We start from the raw sequence: 22,202 nt of genomic DNA on the forward strand, positions 1-22,202 counted from the left end.
CCAATACACGGTCGCCCTCGACGCCCGGTGGGCATAACCTACATCCATTCCTTTTCACGACAGTCTGAACGAGGTCACCCCTGTGCCGAGTGGCAAGGTCAAGTGGTACGACGCCGACAAGGGATTCGGCTTCCTCACCCGCGACGACGGCGGTGAGGTCTTCGTGCATTCTTCCGCGCTACCCTCCGGCGTGGATTCCCTCAAGCCGGGCCAGAAGGTCGAATTCGGCGTGGCCGAGGGGCGCCGCGGCCAGCAGGCGCTCTCGGTCCGAGTGATCGACCAGCCCCCCACCCTCGCCAAGACCGCCAAGCCCAAGGGCAAGCGCAAGAAGCCCGACGAGATGGTCGTCATCGTGGAGGATCTGATCAAGCTGCTCGACACGGTCTCCACGTCGTACCAGCGGGGCAAGCAGCCCGAGGCCGTGCACGCGAAGAAGATCGCCGCCGTGCTCCGGGCCGTCGCCGACGACCTGGACGACTGACCCCGCCGGCCGCCCGCCCGACCCTGTCCGCCGCTCGACCCGATCTTCCGCGCAGGCTCCCGGCCCGGCCGTTCCGGCTCCGTGGCTCGGCCGCGCGGGTTCGGGCGCTCCTCGAACGCGTGGAGACCCCTGCGGCCGAGCCCGGTCGCGGGCTCAGCCGTGGGGGTTGGTGAGAGGTCTGGTCCGCTTCTCCGTCGGGGGGTCTCCGTGGTGCACGACCGCGGTGGTCGTCCCGGCGGGCCGGGGCCTGACCCACCCCTCGGGCTCCGACGGCTCCTCCGGCGTCGCGTCCCGCGAGGGCCGCTCCCCGTTCGTCGCGGGGTGCGGCCCGGACGGGGAGGGACGCGGGCCCCTGGCCGCCTCGACCCTGGCGTCCACCTCCCGGACCCGCCTGCGGCGGCGTACCAGCAGCCAGCCGAGCGAGCCCGCCAGCACCGCGGCCATCACGGCCAGCCCGGCGGACCCGCCCGCGAACAGCGAGAGCCAGAGCCCGACCAGGCCGCCCACCACCCAGGCGATCTGCAGGAAGGCCTCCACCACCCCGAAGGTGGACGAGCGCACCTCCTCGCCGATCTCCCGCTGCACGATCGCGTCCAGCGCGAGCTTGCCCAGGCCCTGGGCGAACGCGGCCACCAGCGCGACCGCCACCGCGCTCCACAGCTGGAAGACCACGGCCGCCAGGATCGTGATCGCGGTCGTCATGGCGAGCGTGCCCAGCACGATGACCTGCGGGGAGTGGTTGCGCACCCACGAGGCCACGGCCGTTCCCGCGAGCCCGCCGACCCCGGCGGCCACCGCCAGCACGCCGATGGCGACCACCGGCGGCAGGCCGGGCAGATTCTTGTCCTGGACGAGGAAGAGCAGGTAGAAGAGCAGGAACCCGGAGTAGAGGCGGATGGCCACGTTGGCGTGCATCGCCTCGGCCACCACCGGGCCCACGTTCAGCATCGTGCGCCAGCGGGGCGGCCGCTCCTCGCCCTCGTCGTCCAGCTCCTCCAGGTCGGGGGAGTCGATGTGGCGCGGGAGCCGTACGGCCAGCACGCCCTGGAGCAGGAAGAGCACCGTCGCCCCGCGCAGCACCCACTCGGCGCCCAGCCAGGCGCTGGCGCCCGCGCCGATCGGCACCGCGACGCCCGCCGTGACCAGCGCGAACAGCGCGACCCGCGCGTTCGCCGTGACCAGCGCGATGTCGGCGGGCAGCACGCTCGGCATGATCGCCGCGCGGGAGACGTTGTAGGCCTTCGACAGCACCAGCACGGCCAGCGCCGCCGGGAAGATCGTGAACACGTCGCCGGGGACGATCGCCGCCGCCATCGCGAAGCAGAGCAGCCCGCGGCCGAAGAGGGTCCCGGCCATCACGAAACGCCGCCCGGAGCGGAACCGGTCGAGGACCGGGCCGACGAACGGCGCGACCACCACGAACGGGATCATCGTGATCAGCAGGTAGAGGGCGACCTGGCCGCGTGCCTCGTTCACCGGGAGCTTGAAGAGGGTCCCGGCCAGGGCCGCGGTGACCAGGGCGTCACCGGCGCTGTGCGCGGCTGTCAGCTCGATCAGCTGGCCCAGCCCGGTGCGGCCCGCGCCCTGCGCGTGGGTCAGCCGCCGCGCGGCCCGGCCCGCCCGCTGGGTGCCGCTGACAGCGCCCCGGCCCGCCCGCTGGGTGCCACTCACCGCGCCCCGGCCCGCCCGTGCCGTCGCCCTGCCCGCCCGTGCCGTCACCCGGCTCGTGCCCCGGCCCGCGCGCACGGCGGCCCGGCCCGCGGCCACGGCGGCCCCGCCGACCCGCCGGGAGGCCTCTCCCATCGTCTTCCGCGCCCGTTCCCACCCAGCTGCCACGTATCCAGTCATACCCGAAGGGCGGGTGAGTTGTCCGGTGCGCTAGGTCACTCGGTGGATGATGGGATGTCCACTGGGATGTCCACGGTGCCGTTCGCTCCGGTCATGGGCGAGAATGAACTGTGAGCGCAGTGAGCGAGCGAGCCAGTAGGGACAGCAGCCGTCGTGCTGCGAGGCTGACGGGAGACGACTCGTGAGCCGGACTCGATCCCGCGCCGTGGTCCTTGACCAGGCGTGCGTCGCGGCCGTCGACCTGGCCAGAGCCGCGGTCGAGGAGAACGTCAGGCCTGGAGAGGTGGGCGACCACCTCGGGGTCGAGGGCGAGGGCGACCGCGTCGTCACCCATTACTTCGCCTGTCTCGACCGGGCCTACCGGGGCTGGCGCTGGGCCGTCACGGTCGCCCGTGCCTCGCGGGCGCGCAACGTGACGGTCAGCGAGGTCGTGCTCCTGCCCGGCGCGGGGGCCCTGATGCCGCCGCAGTGGGTGCCGTGGAGCGAGCGGCTGCTGCCCGGCGACCTCGGCGTGGGCGATCTGCTGCCCACCTCCGACGACGACGACAGGCTCGCGCCCGGTTTCACCGAGACCGACGACGACTCCGACCATCAGATGATCTTCGAGTACGGCCTCGGCCGGGCCCGGGTGCTCTCTCCGATCGGCCGTGACCGCGCCGTGCGGCGCTGGCACTCCGGCGAGTCGGGGCCGCACACCCCGCTCGCGCACGCCGCGCCCGCCCAGTGCTCCACCTGCGGCTTCTACTGGCCGCTCGCGGGCGCGCTGCGCACCGGCTTCGGGGTCTGCGCCAACGAGTACGCCCCCGACGACGGCCGGGTGGTCGCCGCCGACCACGGCTGCGGGGCGCACTCCGAGGCGGCCGTGCTGCCGCACCAGGTCGAGCCGACCTCGCCGATCCTCGACGACCTCTCCTACGACACCGCGGAGAACGCCGCGGAGCCGGATCTGGCCGGATCGGTCGACGACACCGCCTCCGAACCGCTCGGTCACTCCTGACCCGGCGTCGGCTCGGTCACTTCTGGCCTGGCGGCGGCTCGGTCACTCCTGGCCTGGCATCGCTCGGTCACCTCTGGCCTGGCGCCGCTCGGTCACTCCTGGCCTGGCGCCGCCGGGCCGTTGCCAACCCGGGGCACCGGGTCCATCCCGCCCCGCCGCCGTCCCGGCGGCACACCCGGCCGTCGCGGCCGGGCGCCTCTCCCGTGGCGTCCCGGCTCCTGCGGCCCGGACGCCCGGTCGCGCGGGGCTTCGACCTTTGGAAGCATCGCCTTGACTGACATCTTCGGCACCGAACGACTGCGCTCGGCCGTCCTGGCCGCCTGGACCGCCTCGCCCGCCCGCTTCCGCGAGGACGCCAACGCGGAGGAGGACTTCGCGCTCGGCGGCTACCGTGACCGGCTGATCGTCGAGCTCGCCCAGAACGCCGCCGACGCCGCGCTCCGCGCCGGGGTGCCCGGGCGGCTCCGCCTCTCGCTGCGGGAGGGCGTGCTGTCGGCCGCCAACACCGGCGCCCCGCTCGACGGGGCCGGGATCGAGGGCCTGTCCACGCTGCGCGTCTCCGCCAAGCGCGCCGACGCCCACGCGGCCGGCCGGTTCGGCGTCGGGTTCGCGGCCGTGGTGTCGGTCTGCGACGAGCCGGTGATCGGCTCGCTGGGTTCCGGGGTCGTCCGCTGGTCCCGCGACCAGACCGCCGCCCTGGTGGCCGCCGAGCCCGGGCTGGCCAAGGAGCTGGCCGAGCGCGGCGGGCACGTCCCGCTGCTGCGCCTGCCCTTCCCCGCGGGCCCGGTCGAGATCCCCGCCGGTTTCGACACGCTCGTGCGGCTGCCGCTCCGTGACGAGGCGGCCGAGGAGGCCGTACGGGCGATGCTGAGGGAGACCAGCCCCGCCCTGCTGCTCGGCCTGCCCGCCCTGGAGTCGATCGAGGTCGACGTGGACGGCGAGACGCGGACCGTCACCGCCGAGGGCTGGAAGGTCGTCTCGGCCTCCGGAAGGTTCACCCCCGAGCAGGTGGCCGAGCTCTTCGCCGACCGCCCCACGGAGGAGCGCTCCCGGCCGCACTGGCTGGTCCGCTGGGCCGTGCCCGTCACCGGGTCCGCTGTCACCGGTTCCGCGTCCGCCGGTTTCGCGGGCGGTGCCCCGGGAGGGGCGCCGGACGGTTCGCGGGGGGCGGCGCCGGCCGGGGAGCCCCGGCCGCTGCCCGCCCTGGTGCCGCCCGTGGTGCACGCGCCCACGCCGAGCGACGAGCCGCTGGACCTGCCCGCGCTGCTGATCGCCTCGTTCCCGATGGCCACCGACCGGCGGCACGTCGCGCCGGGCCCGCTGGCCGACTTCCTGGTCGAGCGGGCCGCCGACACCTATCTGGAACTGCTCGCCGGGCTGCCCCGCACGCCCCGGCTGCTGGACCTCGTCCCCGGCATGATGGGCAAGGGCGAGCTCGACGCCCGCATCCGCCGGGCGATCCTGCGCAGGCTTCCCGACGCCCCGCTGCTCCCCGCGCTCTCCCCGCCCGCCGACCCGGCGGTCAGGGCGGGCGGTTCCGGTGCCTCGCTCCTGCTCCCCGACCCCTCCGAGGTGGCCGCCGGAGGTGGCGCCTCCTCGGCCCCGCTCTCCGGCGGGTTCTCCGGCGGCGAGGAGCTGGTCGTCTCCGGGCGGCAGGCCTCCGTGGTCGCGGCCCCGGCCGAGCTGCTGGAGCGGGTCGCCCCCATGATCCCCGGCCTGCTGCCCGCGGGGTGGCCGTCCCGGCATCCGGCGATCACCGCGCTCGGGGTCAGCCGGGTGCAGCTCTCCGACATCGTGGACCTGCTCTCCGGCGACGTCGTCAAGGACAGGGACCCCTCCTGGTGGCGGTCGCTGTACGAGGTGCTGCCCGCCGACGACCCCGAGGCCCTCGGCGCGCTGCCGGTGCCGCTGGCCGACGGCCGCCTGGTCAGGGGGCCGCGCGGCACGCTGCTGCTGACCGACGGCTCCACGCTGGACCCGGCCGTCCTCGCCCCGCTCGGGCTGCGCGTGGTGCACCCGGACGCGGCCCACCCCCTCCTGCTCAGGCTCGGCGCGGGCGAGGCCACCCCGCGCACCGTCCTGGAGGACCCGCTGACCCGCTCCGCGGTCTCGGAGTCGCTGGACAGCCCCGACTCCGAGCCGGTGGCCCAGGCGGTGCTCGCGCTGGTCGACGCGGCCGGGCTGACCGCGGGCGACGCCCCCTGGCTGTCCGAGCTGGCGCTGCGCGGCGCCGACGGCGAGCTGTACCCGGCGGGCGAGCTGCTCCTCGCCGACGGGTCGCTGGCCGGGCTGCTCGACAGCGAGACGCACTTCGGCACGGCCGCCCCCGAGCTGGTGGAGCGGTACGGCCCCCGGGTGCTCGCCGCGGCGGGGGTGCTCGACGGCTTCGCCGTGGTCAACGACTCCGACGTCATGATCGACCCGGACGAGTGCGACCACGACCTGGACCGCGAGGACGAGTGGCTGGAGATCGTCCTCGACCTGCTGCCCGAGATGGCCGTACCGCCGGTCGCCCGGGAGTTCTCCGCCGTACGCGACCTGGAGTACGTCGCCGACTGGCCCGCGGCCCTCGCCCTGCTGTCGCGCCCGCCGCTCCGCTCGGTGCTGCACCCGCTGCGGGTCCTGGTGGCGGGGGAGGTCGTGGAGGTGCCGTCCTACACCGCCTGGTGGCTCTCCACGCACCCGGTGCTCGCCGGCAGGCGCCCCACGGAGCTGCGGCTCCCCGCGGGCGACCCGCTGCTGTTCGGCCTGTACGGCGACGCCCCGGCCGTCGTCGACGAGGCCGCGCTGGCGATGATCGGCGTACGGAGCACGCTGGCCGACCTGCTCGCCTCCCACGGCGGTCCCGACGAGCTGCTCGACCTGCTGGGCGACCCCGCCGTGGAGGTCGACCGCGCACAGCTCCGCTCCCTGTGGGTGGCCCTCGCCGGTGTCGAGCCCGCCCGTGTCGGGCCCCCGCGCGCCGTGCGCGCCGTCCTCGGTGACGCGATCGTCGCCGTCGACGCGGAGGACGGCCGCGTGCTGTCCACCGGCACCGATCCCGAGGAGGAGGGCGCGGGTGAGCCGGTCGTGGTCGAGGCGCCGGACCTGCTGCCGCTCGTCGCGGGACGGCCGCTGATCCTGGCCCCGTTCGACCTGGCCGAGGCGCTGTCGGAGCTGCTCGACCTGCCGCTGGCGGGGGAGGAGGCCGCGGGGGAGGTGACGTCCTCGGGCGAGACACGTGACGTGCCGCCCGCCGTGCGATCGCTGCTGCCGACCGCGCCCGTGACCTACGTGGAGCACGAGAGACTGCTGGTGGACGGTGTCCCCGCGGCCTGGCGGTTCTTCGAGGGTACGGTGCACGCCTCGGGGGTGGAGGGGCTGGCGCGCGGGCTCGCCTGGGCGTCCGGCCAGTGGGGTGACCGGCTCGCGGTGGCGGCGCTGCTGCGCGATCCGGCGGCGGTGCCACTGCTGCTCGCCGAGGCCGACCTGGACAGCTGGACCGCCTCGACCTAGACGATCGCCTGGCCGGCCACGGGTCTCACAGGATCGCGGTGGTCGGCTCGATCGGCTCCTCGGGCGGGGGCGGCGAGCGGCGGTTGCGGCGGCGCACGAACCAGAGGCCGAAGAGGCCGCCGCAGATGCCCGAAACGCAGGTCCAGATCCACCAGCGGTACTCGGGATCCGGCTGGGCGACCAGGAGCACGACCAGGGCGATGGCCCACAGACCCGTACCCGCAAGGATCGTGAGCGTGTCGTTGGTCTTCAACGGCTGCAGATCCGGACGTCGTGGCTGGTTCACGCGCTCCAGACTAGGTGACGACGTCTCACTGTTCGCAAAACGGATTACGTCAAGACGCGAATCCGTCTCGAAAGCATCACCATCACCCGCCGGGTCTTCCAGGGAGGAAATCCCGATGTCACTCTGCGTGAGTGAATGATGTTAAAACCCACCAAATAAGTAGGATTGACCGTTTCTTCTTCATCTCCGACCGTGGCTCGTCCGTGGGCAGGGAGGTGCGCGGCGGGTTCGCCACGTTCTTCACGATGGCCTACATCGTCGTGCTCAACCCCTTGATCATCGCCACCGTCAAGGACGCCGAGGGCCAGTTCATCGGCGACGGGAGCACGCCCAACATCCCGCTCGTCGCGGCCGGCACCGCCCTCGTGGCCGGACTGCTCAGCATCCTGATGGGGGTCATCGGCAAGGTCCCCTTCGCGATGGCCGCGGGCCTCGGCCTGAACGCCTTCGTCACTTACGGCATCGCCTCGCAGATGTCCTGGGAGTCGGCGATGGGCCTGGTGTTCCTGGAGGGCGTGATCATCGCGCTCCTGGTGCTGACCGGGTTCAGGACCGCCGTGTTCAACGCCATCCCGCCCCAGCTGAAGACGGCGATCAGCGTCGGCATCGGCCTGTTCATCGCGCTGATCGGCTTCGTGGACGCGGGCTTCGTCCGCCGGGTGGCGGCCGGGCCGCCGCTGGAACTCGGCATCGCGGGCTCGCTGACCAGCTGGCCGATCTTCGTCTTCGTCGCCGGCCTGCTGCTGATCGTGCTGCTGGTGGCGCGCCAGACCAAGGGCGCCATCCTGATCGGCATCATCGCCACCACCGTCCTCGCGGTCATCGTCGAGGCCGTCGCCAAGGTCGGCGCCTCGGTGACGCCGGGTCAGCCGCCGAACCCCGCGGGCTGGCAGCTCGTCGTCCCCCAGCTGCCCGAGCAGATCTTCGGCTTCAACAACCCGCTGGTGCTGTTCAGGGAGTTCGACCCGCTCGGCGCCTTCGGCTCCGTCTCGGTCATCCTGGCCCTGCTGCTCATCTTCACCCTGCTGATCACCGACTTCTTCGACACCATGGGCACGATCGTGGGCGTCGGCGGGCAGGCCGGGCTGATCAGGGAGGACGGCACCCTGCCCAGGACCCGCGAGATCCTCCTCGTCGACTCGATCGGCGCGGCGGCCGGAGGCGCGGGCTCCGTCTCCTCCAACACGACCTACATCGAGTCGGCCGCGGGTGTCGGCGAGGGCGCCCGCACCGGCCTCGCCAGCGTCGTCACCGGCGTGCTGTTCCTGCTGGCCATCTTCGTCTCGCCGCTCGTCGCCGTCGTCCCCTACGAGGCCGCCGCCCCCGCCCTGGTCGTGGTCGGCTTCCTGATGATGACCGCCATCCGCGAGATCGACTTCACCGACTACGAGATCTCCATCCCGGCGTTCCTCACGATCGTGCTGATGCCGTTCACGTATTCGATCGCGACCGGTATCGGCGCGGGCTTCGTCACCTTCGTGCTGATCAAGGCCGTCAAGGGCAAGGGACGCGAGGTCCACCCGCTGATGTGGACGGTCGCGGGACTGTTCGTGATCTACTTCGCGCTCGGCCCGATCAAGGCGTTGCTGAACCTCTGAGCAGCGGGCCGGAGGCCGTCGCGGCGATGGTGGAACCGATCGCCGTGACGGCCTCCGACGGGGGATCAGGTCAGTGGGCGAACCGTTCCCCGGGTGGCCTCAGTCCGCGCAGGGGGGATCGGTCATGCGGGAGAGATCCACGACCGTGTAGCGCCCGCCGCCGCTCTTCCAGAACACGATCGGCCCGTCCGGCGCCGTCGCCCCCAAACTGATCTTGTTCCAGTCCTCGGGAGCCTTGGTCCGGTCCGGGAGCCCGAGCAATGCGGCCCGCCGGCCGCACCGGTCGTACAACTGGGCCGAGGACCCGAGGTGACCGCCACCCCACCTGCCGTCGCCGGGGACGGTGGGAGGCCAGAGGAAGACGAACCTGTCTCGAATCGTCGGCACGAGGGTCAAAGGATCTCCGGAGACGGTCGTGCGTCCGGAGCCGTCCACCCGCTGGATGACGGTCTTCCTCACCTCGCGGGGGAGCGTGACCTGTCCCACGCACCATACGGGCCCGCAGTCCGGAGACTCGACGTCGTCTCCGTGTCGCACCTTCGTCTCCTGGCCGGTGACCAGATTGACAACGGTCCGTTGCCGTCTGTCGTAGGCCCAGGGCCAGGAGGTGATGTCGAGGTCGCGGCCGGGAAAGATCTGCCTGATCTCATCTCCGGTGAGGGAAGCACTCCAGATGCCCTCGAAGTCCCGCCAGACCACGAGATCGTCGATGATCTCGAAGTCGTTGACATGGCCGTACCCGTTGGTCGGCAGCCGGGCCAGCATCTTCATCGGACCGCCTGATCGGGGAACGGCCCAAAGCTCCGCACGAGGTTTCCCCTCGCGACGCGAGCCGGGTTCGTAGCGATTGATCAGCAGGGTCACGTGCGTGGCGTTGATGGTCATGGGTGAGACGTGGATGTCGAAACACCCGTCGCAGGATGCCCACTTCGGTGTCGTGGCCAGGACGCGATGGCGTCCCGTGCGGACGTCGAGGCTCAGGAACGCCGTACGAGGTCCGTCGGCCATCACGAAAACCTCGTCGGCGCTCAACATCGCGACAGGCTGTATGGTACGGCCGTCCTTGAGCTTGCCGGGCACGGTAAGGAGCGCTTCCGGCCACACGTCGCCGACGGGGGCGAGCGCCGGCACCGTGGGAAGCGGTTCGGGCGGCTGGTGTGACGTGCAGGCGGTTACCGCGCCGACAAGCAGTGCCAACACCGGGATGAACCGTCTCATGCCACGCTGAGGCTTCACCTCGTGTCAGACGGATCAAGATTGACGCTGGTTCCACGTTGCCGTCGGACACGTCGATCGCGACCGGTGAACGAGAGACGCGCCAGGTATCGCCAGGTATCGCCAGGGCTCGCCGGCAGGGAGATTCGCCGTCGTGTGGTCACGTCCGCGGACGTGCCGGCACGAGGATCGAGGCGATGACCGCGAGCACGCCCACCCCGGCGCAGACCGGGAAGCCCACGGTGAAGGCACGGTCGGCGTCCAGGGAGAGCACCGGCGCGATGACGGCGGTGCCGGGCGGCGACGGACGGCCGCACCTCAGGCGACACCTCAGGTGACACCGAGGCCGTCGACCCGGACGCCGGAGGTCACCGTCTCCAGCACGCGGTCGAGACGGATCGGCAGAGTGCGCTGGCGGGTCCCCGTGGCGTGCCAGACGGCGTTGGCGATCGCCGCCGCCGTACCGGCCGTGCCGATCTCGCCGAGGCCGTTGAGGCCCAGCGGGTCGTCCGGCTCGTAGTCGGGCACGAAGTCGGCCTCGATCTCGGGGACGTCGGCGTGCGCGGCGATGTGGTAGCCGGCGAAGTCGGCGTTGACCTGCCGGCCGGTCGCGGGATCGCGGACGCCCTCCTCGTGCAGCGCCATCGACAGGCCCATGGTCATTCCCCCGACGACCTGGCTGCGTGCCAGCAGCGGGTTGATCACCCGGCCGACGGCGAACATGCCGAGCATCCGGCGTACCCGTACCTCGCCGGTGGCGGGGTCGACGCTCACCTCCGCGAAAATCGCGCTGTAGGTGTGGCGTTCCTTCTCCGGCCGATAGTTGATCAGGGCGCTGGTGTCCACCGTCGCCGTCACCGGCCGGGCCGGCTCCTCCAGCCGTTCGAGCAGCGCCCTGGCGGCCTCGGTGATCGCGAACGACCACGACGTGGTGCCCCGGGAGCCTCCGGCGCCCCAGGCCATGCCGAGGTCGCTGTCGGCGATGCGGATGCGGATGCGCTCCGTACCGACTCCCAGCGCGTCGGCCGCGACGGCGGTCAGGGCGGTGCGCGCACCGGTGCCGATGTCGGTCGCGCCGACTGCGACGGTGAACGTGCCGTCCGCCTCGGCGGTGATCGACGCCGACGAGGGGAACACCCCGGCGCTGAAGGAGGTGGTGGCCATGCCGGTACCGATGAGCAGGTGCCCTTCGCGCCGCGTCCGGGGGCGGTGGTCGCGGCCGGCCCAGCCGAACCGGCGCGCGCCCTCTCGCAGGCAGGCGACCGAGCGCCGGCTGCTGAACGGCCGGCCGGACACGGGGCCCACGGCCGGCTGGTTGCGCAACCGCAGCTCCAGCGGGTCGAGGCCGAGCCGCTCGGCCACCTCGTCCATCGCCGACTCCAGGGCGAAGGACCCGGGCGTCGCGCCGGGCCCGCGCATCGGGCTCGGCGGCAGGATGTCGAGCGGGACGGCGGTGAGCTCGGTGCGGATGGCCGGGGCCGCGTAGAGGGTCATGGCCTGCTCGCTGCACCACTCGATGTACTCGGCGAGCGGGGACAACGCGAACGCGGGCCGGTGGTGGACGGCGCGCAGGCGGCCGTCGGTGTCGGCGCCGACACGCAGCCACTGGTCGGTCGGAGGCCTCAGCGCGGTGGACAGGAACACCTGCTCGCGGGTGAGCGCGACGCGCACGGGACGTCCGAATCTCCGGCCGGCCATCGCGGCCAGGATCATCTGCGGGCCGCACATGCCCTTGGCCCCGAAACCGCCGCCGACATGCTCGGCCCGGATGTGCACCCGGTCGCGGTCCATCTCGAACAGCGTCGCCAGCACCTGCGAGACGCTGAAGGGCCCCTGGTTGGAGTCCACGGCGTGCAGGTGGCCGTCCTCCCACCACGCGGTCGCGGCGTGCGGCTCCATCGCGCCGCAGTTCTCCTCGGGCGTGCGGTAGCGCTGGTCCACCACGATCGCGGACGCGGCCAGTTCGGCCTCCACGTCGCCGGTGTCGGCCTCCGGGCCGAAGGCGGTGGAGGCCGGGCGGGCGGCGGGGTGGTCGAGCCGGAAGTCCACGTCGTGCGGTTCGGGCCGGTAGGTCACCCGGACCGCACCGGCGGCGGCCCGCGCCTGCTCGGGTGTCTCCGCCACCACCAGGGCGACGGGACGGCCGGCGTACGGGACGACCTCGTCCTGCAACAGCAGCAGGCTGCCGTCGGGGCCGAAGTAGTTGCCCGCCTGAGGGTTGAGCCGGGGCGCGTTGCGGTGGTCGAGCACGCCCAGCACCCCGGGCATGCCGAGCGCGGCGGAGACGTCGATGTCGTGGATCCGGCCCCGGGCGACGGTGGCCGTGATGATCCAGCCGTGCGCGAGGTCCGGCCGCGGCTCGTCGGCGGCGTAGCGGGCGGCGCCGGTGACCTTGAGGTGGCCCTCGATCCGGGGACGCGCGCTGCCGACCGCGGCGGTGGTCGGTTCCGGGCTCATCGCTCACCCTTCTTTCCGGACAGTTCGGTCAGCACGGCCTCGATGAGGTTGACGGCCAAGGTCACCTTGTACGCGTTGCCGCGCAACGGTTCGGCGGCGGCCAGTTCCGTCTCGGCCGCCCCCCGGAACCGGTCGGCGGTGGCGGGGCCGCCCCGGAGGACCTCCTCGGCGCTCCGCGCCCGCCACGGACGCGAGGCCACCCCGCCGAGCGCGATCCGCACGTCGCGCACGAAGCCGTCCTCGACGTCCAGGGCCACCGCGACGGAGACGGTGGCGAAGGCGTACGACGCGCGTTCGCGCACCTTCCGGTAGCGCGAGCGCCGCGCGGTGGCGGACGGGGGGAGAGCGACCGCGGTGATCAGCGCGCCGGGCGGCAGCGCCGTCTCCCGGTCCGGGCGGTCGCCGACCGGCAGGTAGAAGTCCGTCAGCGGGATCTCGCCGGGGCCTTCGAGCGTCTCGTACCGCACCACCGCGTCGAAGGCGGCCAGCGGCACCGCCATGTCGGAGGGGTGCGTGGCCACGCAGTGGCCGGTCCAGTCCAGGACGGCGTGGTTGTGGTGCGCCCCGGTGATCGCCGCGCAGCCGCTGCCCGGGGTGCGCTTGTTGCACGGTTGCGACAGGTCGGCGAAGTAACCGCATCGGGTGCGCTGGAGCAGGTTGCCGCCGACCGTGGCCATGTTCCGCAACTGGCCCGACGCGCCCGCGAGCACCGCCTGGCTCAGCGCCGGATACCGGCGGCGCACCTCGGGATCGGCGGCGGCGTCGCTGTTGGTCGTGGTCGCGCCGATGAGCAGGCCGCCGTCCGGCGCCGGGCGCACCCCGTCGAGCGGGAGGCGGCGCACGTCCACCAGGCGGCCCGGCGTCTCGACGCCGCTCTTCATCAGGTCGACGAGGTTCGTGCCGCCGCCCAGGTAGCGGGCGTCGTCGTGCCCGGCGACGAGTGTGAGGGCGTCGCGTACCTCGGTCACACGCCGGTAGGAGAACTGCCTCATCCGGTCACCGCCCCGCGCGCGGCGGTCTCCAGCACCGCGCGCACGATCGAGGGGTACGCGCCGCAGCGGCACAGGTTGCCGCTCATGCGCTCGCGTACCTCGGCGGCGTCCAGTTCAGCCGCCGGCAGGTCGGGGGAGACCTCGGCGGTGGCGGCGCTCGGCCAGCCCGCCGCGTGTTCGGCCAGCATGCCGACCGCCGAGCAGAGTTGCCCAGGCGTGCAGAAACCGCACTGGAACCCGTCGAGCCGGACGAACGCCTCCTGGATCGGCCGCAGCCCGCCGTCGCCGGCGAGCCCCTCGACCGTGGTGACGCGCGCGCCTTCGGCGGTGACCGCCAGGGTCAGGCAGGACACCACCCGGCGGCCGTCGACCAGCACGGTGCACGCGCCGCACTGCCCGTGGTCGCAGCCCTTCTTCGGGCCGGTGTGCCCGATGTCCTCCCGGAGGGCGTCGAGCAGGGTCCTGCGGTTGTCCACCGGCAGGTGGTGTGTCACGTCGTTGACCTCCAGCGAGATCTCGCTGGAGAAGTCGTCGGTCATCGCGTTTCCTCTCGCCGCCCGACGGATGCGAATGGGGTTCCATGCAATCAGCGGGTGGGTGGAAAACGCTTGTCCGATACTTGCGACTCCTTGCCTGATTCTCTTCGTACCCGCCTTCTCCCGGTACGGAGTGGCGAAATAAGCAGGATCGGGCACGAGAACGCGAGCTTTGTACGAATCACCAGGCGTGCAGGCGGGCGGCGTCCTGACTGGGTGGTTCACCGAACTGGCGGCGATACTCGCGGCTGAACTGAGAAGGGCTGTCGTAGCCGACCCGGCGGCTGACTCCCGCGATGTCGTTGGGCTGGGCAGCGAGCTGCAACCGGGCCTGCTGCAACCGGATCTGCTTCTGGAACTGGATCGGGCTCATCGCCGTGACGGCGTGGAAACCGCGGTGGAAGGCGGAGACGCTCATGCCCGCCTGGCGAGCCGCCTCCTCCACCCGGAACGGCCGCGCGTAGTTGTCCCGGATCCACCGCACGGCGCGGGCGATGTCGCTGAGCCCGCTGTCGGGCAGCCCGAACTGGCGGATGACGGCCCCCTGCTCCCCGGTGATGAGCCGCCAGAGGATCTCCCGCTTGACCAGCGGCGCGAGCGCGGTGATGTCCCGGGGCGTGTCGAGCAGCCGTAACAACCGCAGCATGGCGTCGACGAGTTCGGCCGGCGCGTCGCTGACGGCCAGCCCCGGCGGGGCGGCGGGCTCGATCTCCGGCAGCTCACCGGGCTTCGCGAGCAGCAGCATCTCCGCCACGGCCGCCGGGTGCAGGGTCAGCCCGACCCCCAACCCCGGGGATTCCGGGCTGGCCTCGGTGAAATGGCTGGTCACCGGCAGGTCGACGGAGGCGATGAGGTACTGCCCGGCACGGAACTCGTACAGGCGGTCGCCCAGCGCGAATCGCTTGGCGCCCTGCGCGACGATGGCGAGCACCTTGCCGTACGTGGTCGGGGTCGGCGGGTAGGGCTGCTCGGCCCGGAAGATCAGCACGTCGCCGATGGCGCAGCTCAGATCGGGCCGGGCATGTCTGTTGATGAGATCACGTAACTCGTCGAGAGGCACGGCACCGATTGAACCACCGGCCGGACGGACCGACGCCCGGCCTGCGAGCCGGCCACGTTTCGGAACGGCCGACCGGTCCGTTTCCCGTCTGGGCGGCCGTCGGCATGGGGGAGCCGGTCCCGGCCTCGTTCAAGAGGGCTGTGACCCTATCTGACGCCGGTCATGCGAGCGGAACGTGTATTCGTGCCGGTCGAAGTCGAGGGTCCAGGCGTACTTGTCGAGAAAGGAGTGGGACAGCAGGCCGTCGATGCGTACGCCGCCGAAGGACGACCAGGGCACGCGCCGGGTCGGGGTGGTGGCCACGAACTGGTCGTCCTGGCGAAGCGGTCCCAGGTGGATCGGTTCGTCGACGCCGAAGTGCGGGCGGGCCGCGCGGGTCCGGTGCACGCCCCAGGAGCGGTACCGCCTCGCGGTCGTGTAGAGGCAGGCCTGGCGGGGCGGTGAGCCGTCCTCCTGGTTGACGTAGACGAGCCCGGAGTCGATGAAGAAGTTGAGGTCCTGCCGGGTGCCGAAGCCGCCGCGGGCGAACATGTAGTGGTCCGCCCACAGGTAGAAGGGGATCCGGGCGAGCTCCGGCCGGTCGTCGAGAAGCGCGAGATGCTCCGCCGTCTGCCGAGGGTCGCGGCGTCGTGACAGGAGCAGACGCCGGTGGGGATGGTCGACGGTGGTGAGAAATCGCTGCAGCACGTTGGTGCCGATGATGACGAGATCCTGTTCGTCGCGCAGCGTCGGCATCGCCTCCACCGGCACATTGGTCAGGACGACGTCGCCGAGCGCCAGCTCCCCGGCCGTCCCGGTGTAGAGGTCGGTGCGGGTCGTACCGTGATGATCCCTTCCGCCGGGGGTGAGCCGGATGCCCAGCGCCTCGGCGCGCCCGGTTCCCATGACGAGGAACGTGCCGCCGGTGTCGAGGTGGGCGCGTACGGGGTGGCCGTCGAGCGTGGCGTCCACCGCGGGCAGGTAGGGCGCCAGCGGGTGGTCGGCGAAGGGGAGGACGGTCGTGTGGCCGATCTGGGTGCTCAGCGGGTGGTCCACCCGCGACACGAGGTCGGCAGGCATCGGCCGTCTCCCCCGGCGCCGCTGTACGTGCGCGTACGCCTCGGCGGGCCGGTCCAGGTGCAGCAGGGCGTGCGCGACGGGTTCGTCCAGTTGCGTGCGGGCCGGGTACCGGTGGCGGAAGGCCTCGTAGTGGGTCAGCGCCCGCTCGTAGTCCCCGCGCACGTAGCTGGTCAGGAACCCGAGGTGCGCGTGCTGCCGCTCGCCGGCGTGCGCGGCCAGCCGCTCGGCCTCGTCGATGTCCCCGCGGGCCCAGGCTCGCCACGCGGCGCGGACGTGCCACCGGTGGGGGATCCGGCTCATTCCCCTGCCTCCCCGGCCGCCTGGTCGCCTCCGGTGCTCAGGTCCAGGGTGGCCGCGATGATGGTGAGCAGCGGGACCAGCGCGTGGGCGGCGAGCTCGTACTCGCCCCGCCGTGGCTGGATGAGCAGGCCCGCCGCCTGCAGCCCGCGCAGGTGGTGGTAGAGATGCCCCGTGGAGGTCGTCTCGCCGAGGACCTCCTGGAGCTGCGCGCGGGTGCGGGTCGTTCCGAGCGTCGCGGTGAGCAGCGCCAGGCGTGCCGGGCTTCCGAGGCACTCCAGCACGGCGGCGGCACCCGATCGCTCCGCATCGACGAGGCCGACGAGGTCGTGAACGGGCCGCTGCTTGGCCCACAGGTACTCGCGGCCGTCGCGGCCGACGGCTCCCGCGTACGTGATCGCGCCGGTCGCCTCCCCCGGTCCGGGAGCCTGGTCGCCGGCGTCGCCGATGTGCTCGCGCAGCCGGTCGAGCAGACGCAGGGGCGCGTCACCGGCCGATCCTCCGGCCGCCCGCTCCTTCCGCCGGGTGGTCGGCGCGGCTTCCAGCCGTTCCAGCCGTTCCACCCGTTCCTCCAGAGCGGCGAGCCGCTGCTCCGTGGTGTCCATTCTCACTCGCCCCCAGGTCGCCATCGAGAGATTATTCCGTAATTTCGGAATAGCGTACACACGGCCCTTGTGAGGGTCAACGGTCCGTACGGCGGCCGGTCGCCCGTTGCCCGGCGGAGGCTCCGTGTGACAGTGAGAGCAAGGGGGCGGAGGGACTCCGGGCCGGGTTGGCGATCCCCTGTCCGTCTGGCACGCTGTACGGCCCGCGCCGAGAAGGAAACCCGCTGGAGGGAATCACGTGCATACGTATATAGTTAGCAAAGGTAATGACTTACGCTAATGAAGAACCCCAGGAAGGACCACGTCGCGAACCTGCGCAGCGACGCCGGTCTGGCTTCGGCTCTGCGCGTGTCACTGGCACGACTGAACAGACGCCTGCGCAGGCAGGCCGCGGTGCACTCGCTGACGCCCACCCAGCTCGCGACGCTCGCCGCCGTAGAACGGCATTCCGGGATAACCCCCGGCGAATTGGCCGAGCTGGAGAAGGTCCAGCCGCCCTCGATGACCCGCGTGATCGCCGTGCTGGCCGAGCGGGAGCTGGTGTCCCGTACACCGCACCCGACCGACCGGCGCCAGGTGACCTTGGGCGTGACCGAGCAGGGCTCAACCCTGCTGAGGGAGGAGCGTCGCCTCAAGGAGGCGTGGCTGACGCAGCGGCTGAAGGAGCTGACACCCGAGGAGAGGGCGACGCTCCGGCAGGCGGCTCCGATACTGGAGAAGCTCAGCCGGATCTAGCCGAACCCGAGGAACCCGAGGCCCCGGCGATCCCGCGCGACGCCGGGGCGCCCGCCGTGCCAGGCGCGGAGCCGGACACGAGGCCGCGGGCGGAGTCGGACACGAGACCTCAGGGTGAGCCGGACACGAGACCGCGGGCGAAGCCGGGCCGGAAGCCCGGTGCCGGGCCTGACGGCGAGCCGGGCGGGGGTCCGGGCCGCAGGCGAGGCGGGAGGACCGGGCTGCGGGCGAGGGTCCGGCGGCGGCGTGCCGCGAGGGCCGCCGCCACCGCGAACGAGTTCCAGGCCACGGAGAGCGGCACGGCCCAGCCCGTGCCCGAGACGCGGGGCGGGATGTTCCGGTCCCTGCGCGTCTACAACTACCGGCTGTTCGCGGCCGGGGGCGTGGTCTCCAACGTCGGCTCGTGGATGCAGCGCACCGCGCAGGACCTTCTGGTGCTCGACCTGACGAACGGCAGCGCCTTCGCGCTGGGCGTGACCGTCATGCTGCAGTTCCTGCCGCTGCTGCTCTTCGGCCTCTGGGGCGGCATGCTCGCCGACCGCTATCCCAAGCGGCCGCTGCTGATCGTCGCCCAGTCGCTCATGGGCCTGCTGGCGCTCACCATGGGCGTGCTCGTCGTGACCGGCTCGGCCCAGGTCTGGCAGGTGTTCATGATGGCGTTCCTGCTCGGCCTCATCGCCTGTGTCGAGGTGCCGACCCGGCAGTCGTTCGTCGTGGAGATGGTCGGCCGCAAGGACCTGTCCAACGCGATCGCGCTGAACTCGTCGAGCTTCAACCTGGCCCGCGTGGTCGGTCCGGCCGTCGCGGGTGTCCTGATCTACGCGCTCGGCGGCACCGGCCCGATCTTCCTTATCAACGCGCTCTCCTTCGCGGGCGTGCTCGCGGGCCTGATGCTCATGCGCACCTCCGAGCTGACCACCCCGGAACCGGTGCCAAGGGCCAAGGGGCAGCTCCGCGAGGGCCTGCGCTACGTGCTGGCGCGGCCCGAGCTGCTCATGCCGATACTGCTGATCGCCTTCGTCTCGCTGTTCACGCAGTCGTTCTCGATGTCGATCGCGCTCATGGCGAGCCAGGTCTTCGGGGCGGGCGCGGCCTCGTTCGGGCTGGCGTCCAGCATGTTCGCGGTCGGCGCGCTGGCGGGCGCGCTCATGGCGGCGCGGCGGGTACGGCCCAGCAGGAAGCTGCTGGTCGGCGGCGCGGTCGCGTTCGGCCTGTTCCAGATCGTCAGCGGCCTCGCGCCGTGGTACCCCCTCTACCTGGTCTCCCTCGTGCCCGCGGGCATCGCGTTGATCTCGGTGAACACCGCCGCCAACGCCAGCGTGCAGCTCGCCACCTCGCCGGAGATGCGCGGCCGGGTGATGGGGATCTACGTGCTCGTGTTCACCGGGGGAGCCCCCTTCGGCGCGCTGCTGCTCGGCTGGATCTCGGATCTGGGCGGCCCGCGTGCGGGGGTCATGGTGGGCGGTACGCTCACGCTGATCGGCTCCGGTGTGGCCATAATGCTGACAAAGATGATCAGCAGGAGGTCGCGTGCGGCTGTTCGTGGGGTTGCTACCGCCACCACCGGTGCGCGATGAGCTCGTCCTCGCCCTCGAAGCCCACCGGCCGCGATGGCCGGGGCTCCGCTGGCTGGACCCGGCGAACTGGCATGTGACGCTGTCGTTCCTCGGGGAGGTGCCCGACCGGGTGCTGCCCGAGCTACGGGCGCGCCTCGCCGGCGCCGCCACGCGCCACCCGCCGCTGACGCTGTCCCTCACCGGCGCCGGGGCGTTTCCCTCGGCCGGTCGGGCGCGGGTCTTCCTGGCCGGGCTGGGGGGCGACCGCCCCGGCCTGGCCCGCCTGGCCGACCACGTCGGAACCGAGGCGCTTGAGGCCGGAGCCGGGCAGACGGACCGCCGGCGGTTCACGCCGCATCTGAGCCTGGCCCGGTGCCGCGCCGACATGGACGTGAGCCCTCTGGTCGAGGCGTTCGGGACGTTCTCCGGCGCCGCGTGGGAGGCGCGGACGGTGCACCTGATCCGGAGCAACTTCGGGGGCGGGACCTCCGGCGGGACCGAGGCTCGCTACGAGACGGTCGAGGAATGGCATCTGACGGCACGCGCACCCCGTGGGCAGAGCTAGGCTCCAGGACGTGGATCGTCCCCGTCGCTGGCTGCTGCCCACGGTGCTCGCACTGCTCGTGCTCCTCGTGGTGATCGGTGCCCTCGTGTCCTAGCCGCCCGGCGGCCGTGTCCCGGCCGGTCCGGACGCCGTCCGGCACCGGCTACCAGGCGTAGTGCTCGGGCGCCGTCCTGAAACCGGGGAAGATCTCGTCCAGGCGGGCCAGGGCCTTCTCGTCCAGCACGATCTCCAGCGCCTTGGTGACGCCGTCGAGCTGGTCGAGCGTGCGCGGGCCGATGATCGGCGCGGTGACGACCTTCTGGTGGAGGAGCCAGGCCAGGCCGACGTTCGCCGGGTCCTCGCCCAGCTCGTCGCAGAACTCCTCGTAACGCTCGATCTTGTCGCGGTGCTTGTCGAGCTGCTTGGTGATCTGCTCCGAGGCCGAACGACCCTTGTCGATCTTCCGCAGGATGCCGCCGAGCAGGCCGCCCGCGAGCGGGCTCCACGGGATCAGGCCCACGCCGTAGTCCTCGGCCGCCGGGATCACCTCAAGCTCCGGCGCGCGGACGATCAGGTTGTAGTGGGACTGCTCGGAGACCAGGCCGACGCCGTTGCGGCGCCGCGCGCTCTCCTGGGCCTTGGCGATGTGCCAGCCCGCGAAGTTGGACGACCCCACGTACAGGATCTTGCCCTGCTGCTTGAGGATGTCCATGGCCTCCCAGAACTCGTCGAACGGGGTGTTCCGGTCGACGTGATGAGCCTGGTAGAGGTCGATGTGGTCGGTCTGCATCCGCTTCAGCGACGCGTCGGCGGCGCGGCGGATGTTGAGCGCGGACAGCTGGCCCTCGTTGGGCCAGTCTCCCATCGAGCCGTAGAGCTTCGTGGCGATCACCGTCTTCTCACGGCGCCCGCCTCCCTTGGCGAACCAGCGGCCGATGATCTGCTCGGTGACGCCCTCGCCCTTCTTCCAGCCGTAGACGTTGGCGGTGTCGAAGAAGTTGATCCCCAGCTCATGGGCGTGGTCCATGATCGCGAAGGAGTCTTCCTCCGTGGTCAAGGGGCCGAAGTTCATCGTGCCCAGGCAGAGGCGGCTGACCTTCAGGCCGGTACGGCCAAGCTGCGTGTAATCCATGGGTTCACACTAGGTACCTGGAGCGCACTCCAGGCGAGCGGATTCGCGAGGAAATCCGTGTCGGCCGGACCCGCCACGTCTGTGACGTCCGCGCGTACCACCGGGGCATGATGGCTGAATGCTGAGTAAGCAGGGGGAAGTCTGGGTTCGCGTGTTCGCGGTGGCGGGCCTGACCGCGGCCACGGTCCTCGCGGGACAGGGCGCACAGGCGGGGACGGTACGGGAGGCGGAAACGGCGCAGGAGGCGGTACGCGAGGCGGGGTACGGCGTACCGGCGGCCACCGGGCGGGCGGCGGACGGCGGGGAGCGGATCCTCTTCCGCTTCAGGGACAGCCGGATCACCGAGTCGAGCGGGCTGGCGGTCTCACCGACCGGCAAGGACGTCTACTACACCCACAACGACAGCTCCGCGGGGCCGGTCTTCTTCGCGGTCGGCCCCGACGGGCGGACCCGCGCGACCTTCACCCTGCGGGGGGCGGCCTCCCGCGACTGGGAGGGCATGGCGGCCTCCACCGACCCCCGGACCGGGCGGGGCGTGCTCTGGTTCGCCGACATCGGCGACAACCTCGAAGGGGCCTGGCCCGACATCTCCGTGTACAGGGTGGCGGAGCCCACCACGCTGAGCGACGCCACCGTCCCCGCCGTGCGCTACCGGTTCCGCTACGAGGACGGCGGGCACAACGCCGAGGGGATCATGGTGCACCCCCGGACCGGCCGCCTCTCCATCGTGACCAAGCAGTTCGCCGGTGCCGTCTACCAGGCCCCGAAGCGGCTGCGCACCGACAGGGTCAACGTGCTCCGCAAGGCCGGCTCCGCGCCCATCATGGCCACCGACGCCGCCTACGCCCCCGACGGGTCGAGCTTCGTGATCCGTACCTACTTCTCCGCCACGGTCTACCGCGCGCCGGGGGAGCAGATCGCCCGGGTGACGATGCCGGAGTTGCGGCAGGCCGAGTCGATCACCTACACGCGCGACGGCAGGTACCTGCTGACCGGCAGCGAGGGAAGCCGCAGCCCGGTCTACCGGGTGCCGCTGCCCGAGACGGTTCTCGGCGTGGCGGCTCCCGAACCCACGTCCGCCCGCCGCGAGGCGGCTCCCACCCCGACCGGTGCCGCCGGTGGTCCCGAGCCCACGCCGGTCGCCCGGGTGGAGGCCGGTGAGGACGGCGCCGGAGCGGACACGGGTATCCCGACCTCGGCCGTGCTCCTCTGGCTGGCCATCGCCGCGGGCGCCACCGGCGTCATCACCCTGATCGCCCGCAGAACCCGCTGAGATACCCGGACCCGCTGAGACAACCGGACCCGCTGA

General features: G+C 72.2%; 18 protein-coding genes. 8 read left to right on the top strand and 10 right to left on the bottom strand.

Annotated elements, in window-relative coordinates:
* Positions 1 to 82: 82 nt before the first annotated feature.
* The gene (locus tag AC5L38_RS27885) at positions 83 to 481 is read left to right on the top strand and encodes a cold-shock protein (protein ID WP_495245787.1); all 399 of its coding nucleotides are present in this window, start codon (positions 83 to 85) and stop codon (positions 479 to 481) included.
* Positions 482 to 634: 153 nt separating this feature from the next.
* Here the strand turns inward: AC5L38_RS27885 and AC5L38_RS27890 are convergent, their stop codons facing one another.
* A complete protein-coding gene (locus AC5L38_RS27890) occupies positions 635 to 2,317 on the bottom strand; it encodes an MFS transporter (RefSeq protein ID WP_495245788.1) in 1,683 nt (560 codons plus the stop codon).
* Positions 2,318 to 2,510: 193 nt separating this feature from the next.
* Between AC5L38_RS27890 and AC5L38_RS27895 the strand changes: the two genes are divergently transcribed.
* Both AC5L38_RS27895 and AC5L38_RS27900 read left to right on the top strand, forming a co-directional pair.
* A complete protein-coding gene (locus AC5L38_RS27895; protein ID WP_495245789.1) occupies positions 2,511 to 3,326 on the top strand; it encodes a DUF3027 domain-containing protein in 816 nt (271 codons plus the stop codon).
* Positions 3,327 to 3,596: 270 nt separating this feature from the next.
* The gene (locus AC5L38_RS27900; RefSeq protein ID WP_495245790.1) at positions 3,597 to 6,821 is read left to right on the top strand and encodes a sacsin N-terminal ATP-binding-like domain-containing protein; all 3,225 of its coding nucleotides are present in this window, start codon (positions 3,597 to 3,599) and stop codon (positions 6,819 to 6,821) included.
* Between the two features lie 25 nt (positions 6,822 to 6,846).
* On the opposite strand, the gene AC5L38_RS27905 is transcribed toward AC5L38_RS27900, so the two are convergent.
* Entirely contained in the window at positions 6,847 to 7,107 is a 261-nt protein-coding gene (locus AC5L38_RS27905) for a DUF2530 domain-containing protein (RefSeq protein ID WP_495245791.1), read from the bottom strand.
* A 131-nt stretch (positions 7,108 to 7,238) separates the two neighbouring features.
* Between AC5L38_RS27905 and AC5L38_RS27910 the strand changes: the two genes are divergently transcribed.
* Positions 7,239 to 8,705 (top strand): NCS2 family permease, encoded by a 1,467-nt coding sequence (locus tag AC5L38_RS27910; RefSeq protein WP_495245792.1) that lies wholly within the window; start codon positions 7,239 to 7,241, stop codon positions 8,703 to 8,705.
* Positions 8,706 to 8,804: 99 nt separating this feature from the next.
* Here the strand turns inward: AC5L38_RS27910 and AC5L38_RS27915 are convergent, their stop codons facing one another.
* The 7 genes from AC5L38_RS27915 to AC5L38_RS27945 all read right to left on the bottom strand — a co-directional run bounded on the left by AC5L38_RS27915 (position 8,805) and on the right by AC5L38_RS27945 (position 16,926).
* Positions 8,805 to 9,905: a hypothetical protein gene (locus AC5L38_RS27915; protein WP_495245793.1), complete on the bottom strand. Its 1,101-nt coding sequence runs from the start codon at positions 9,903 to 9,905 to the stop codon at positions 8,805 to 8,807.
* 345 nt (positions 9,906 to 10,250) lie between these two features.
* A complete protein-coding gene (locus tag AC5L38_RS27920) occupies positions 10,251 to 12,377 on the bottom strand; it encodes a xanthine dehydrogenase family protein molybdopterin-binding subunit (protein ID WP_495245794.1) in 2,127 nt (708 codons plus the stop codon).
* Positions 12,374 to 13,369, bottom strand: coding sequence for an FAD binding domain-containing protein (locus AC5L38_RS27925; protein WP_495245795.1), 996 nt, complete (start codon positions 13,367 to 13,369; stop codon positions 12,374 to 12,376). Before AC5L38_RS27925 ends, AC5L38_RS27920 begins: the two co-directional genes overlap by 4 nt.
* Positions 13,366 to 13,908, bottom strand: coding sequence for a (2Fe-2S)-binding protein (locus tag AC5L38_RS27930; protein WP_495245796.1), 543 nt, complete (start codon positions 13,906 to 13,908; stop codon positions 13,366 to 13,368). The genes AC5L38_RS27925 and AC5L38_RS27930 overlap by 4 nt, the downstream gene beginning before the upstream one ends.
* Before the next feature lie 178 nt (positions 13,909 to 14,086).
* Positions 14,087 to 14,965, bottom strand: coding sequence for an AraC family transcriptional regulator (locus AC5L38_RS27935; RefSeq protein WP_495245797.1), 879 nt, complete (start codon positions 14,963 to 14,965; stop codon positions 14,087 to 14,089).
* 129 nt (positions 14,966 to 15,094) lie between these two features.
* Positions 15,095 to 16,324, bottom strand: coding sequence for an aspartyl protease family protein (locus AC5L38_RS27940; RefSeq protein WP_495245798.1), 1,230 nt, complete (start codon positions 16,322 to 16,324; stop codon positions 15,095 to 15,097).
* On the bottom strand, positions 16,321 to 16,926 hold the full coding sequence (locus AC5L38_RS27945; protein WP_495245799.1) for a hypothetical protein: 606 nt from the start codon (positions 16,924 to 16,926) through the stop codon (positions 16,321 to 16,323). The genes AC5L38_RS27940 and AC5L38_RS27945 overlap by 4 nt, the downstream gene beginning before the upstream one ends.
* 279 nt (positions 16,927 to 17,205) lie before the next feature.
* Between AC5L38_RS27945 and AC5L38_RS27950 the strand changes: the two genes are divergently transcribed.
* The 3 genes from AC5L38_RS27950 to thpR all read left to right on the top strand — a co-directional run bounded on the left by AC5L38_RS27950 (position 17,206) and on the right by thpR (position 19,782).
* On the top strand, positions 17,206 to 17,661 hold the full coding sequence (locus AC5L38_RS27950; protein ID WP_495245800.1) for a MarR family winged helix-turn-helix transcriptional regulator: 456 nt from the start codon (positions 17,206 to 17,208) through the stop codon (positions 17,659 to 17,661).
* Between the two features lie 311 nt (positions 17,662 to 17,972).
* Complete coding sequence (locus tag AC5L38_RS27955; protein ID WP_495245801.1) at positions 17,973 to 19,238, top strand: MFS transporter; 1,266 nt, start codon at positions 17,973 to 17,975, stop codon at positions 19,236 to 19,238.
* Entirely contained in the window at positions 19,192 to 19,782 is a 591-nt protein-coding gene (gene thpR / locus AC5L38_RS27960; protein WP_495245802.1) for an RNA 2',3'-cyclic phosphodiesterase, read from the top strand. Before AC5L38_RS27955 ends, thpR begins: the two co-directional genes overlap by 47 nt.
* A gap of 142 nt (positions 19,783 to 19,924) precedes the next feature.
* Here the strand turns inward: thpR and AC5L38_RS27965 are convergent, their stop codons facing one another.
* Positions 19,925 to 20,893, bottom strand: coding sequence for an aldo/keto reductase (locus AC5L38_RS27965; RefSeq protein ID WP_495245803.1), 969 nt, complete (start codon positions 20,891 to 20,893; stop codon positions 19,925 to 19,927).
* Between the two features lie 118 nt (positions 20,894 to 21,011).
* Here AC5L38_RS27965 and AC5L38_RS27970 point away from each other — a divergent pair, with 118 nt between their 5' ends.
* The gene (locus AC5L38_RS27970; RefSeq protein ID WP_495245804.1) at positions 21,012 to 22,166 is read left to right on the top strand and encodes a hypothetical protein; all 1,155 of its coding nucleotides are present in this window, start codon (positions 21,012 to 21,014) and stop codon (positions 22,164 to 22,166) included.
* The last annotated feature ends 36 nt before the right edge of the window (positions 22,167 to 22,202 follow it).

It is taken from the genome of Streptosporangium nanhuense (genome assembly GCF_059358815.1).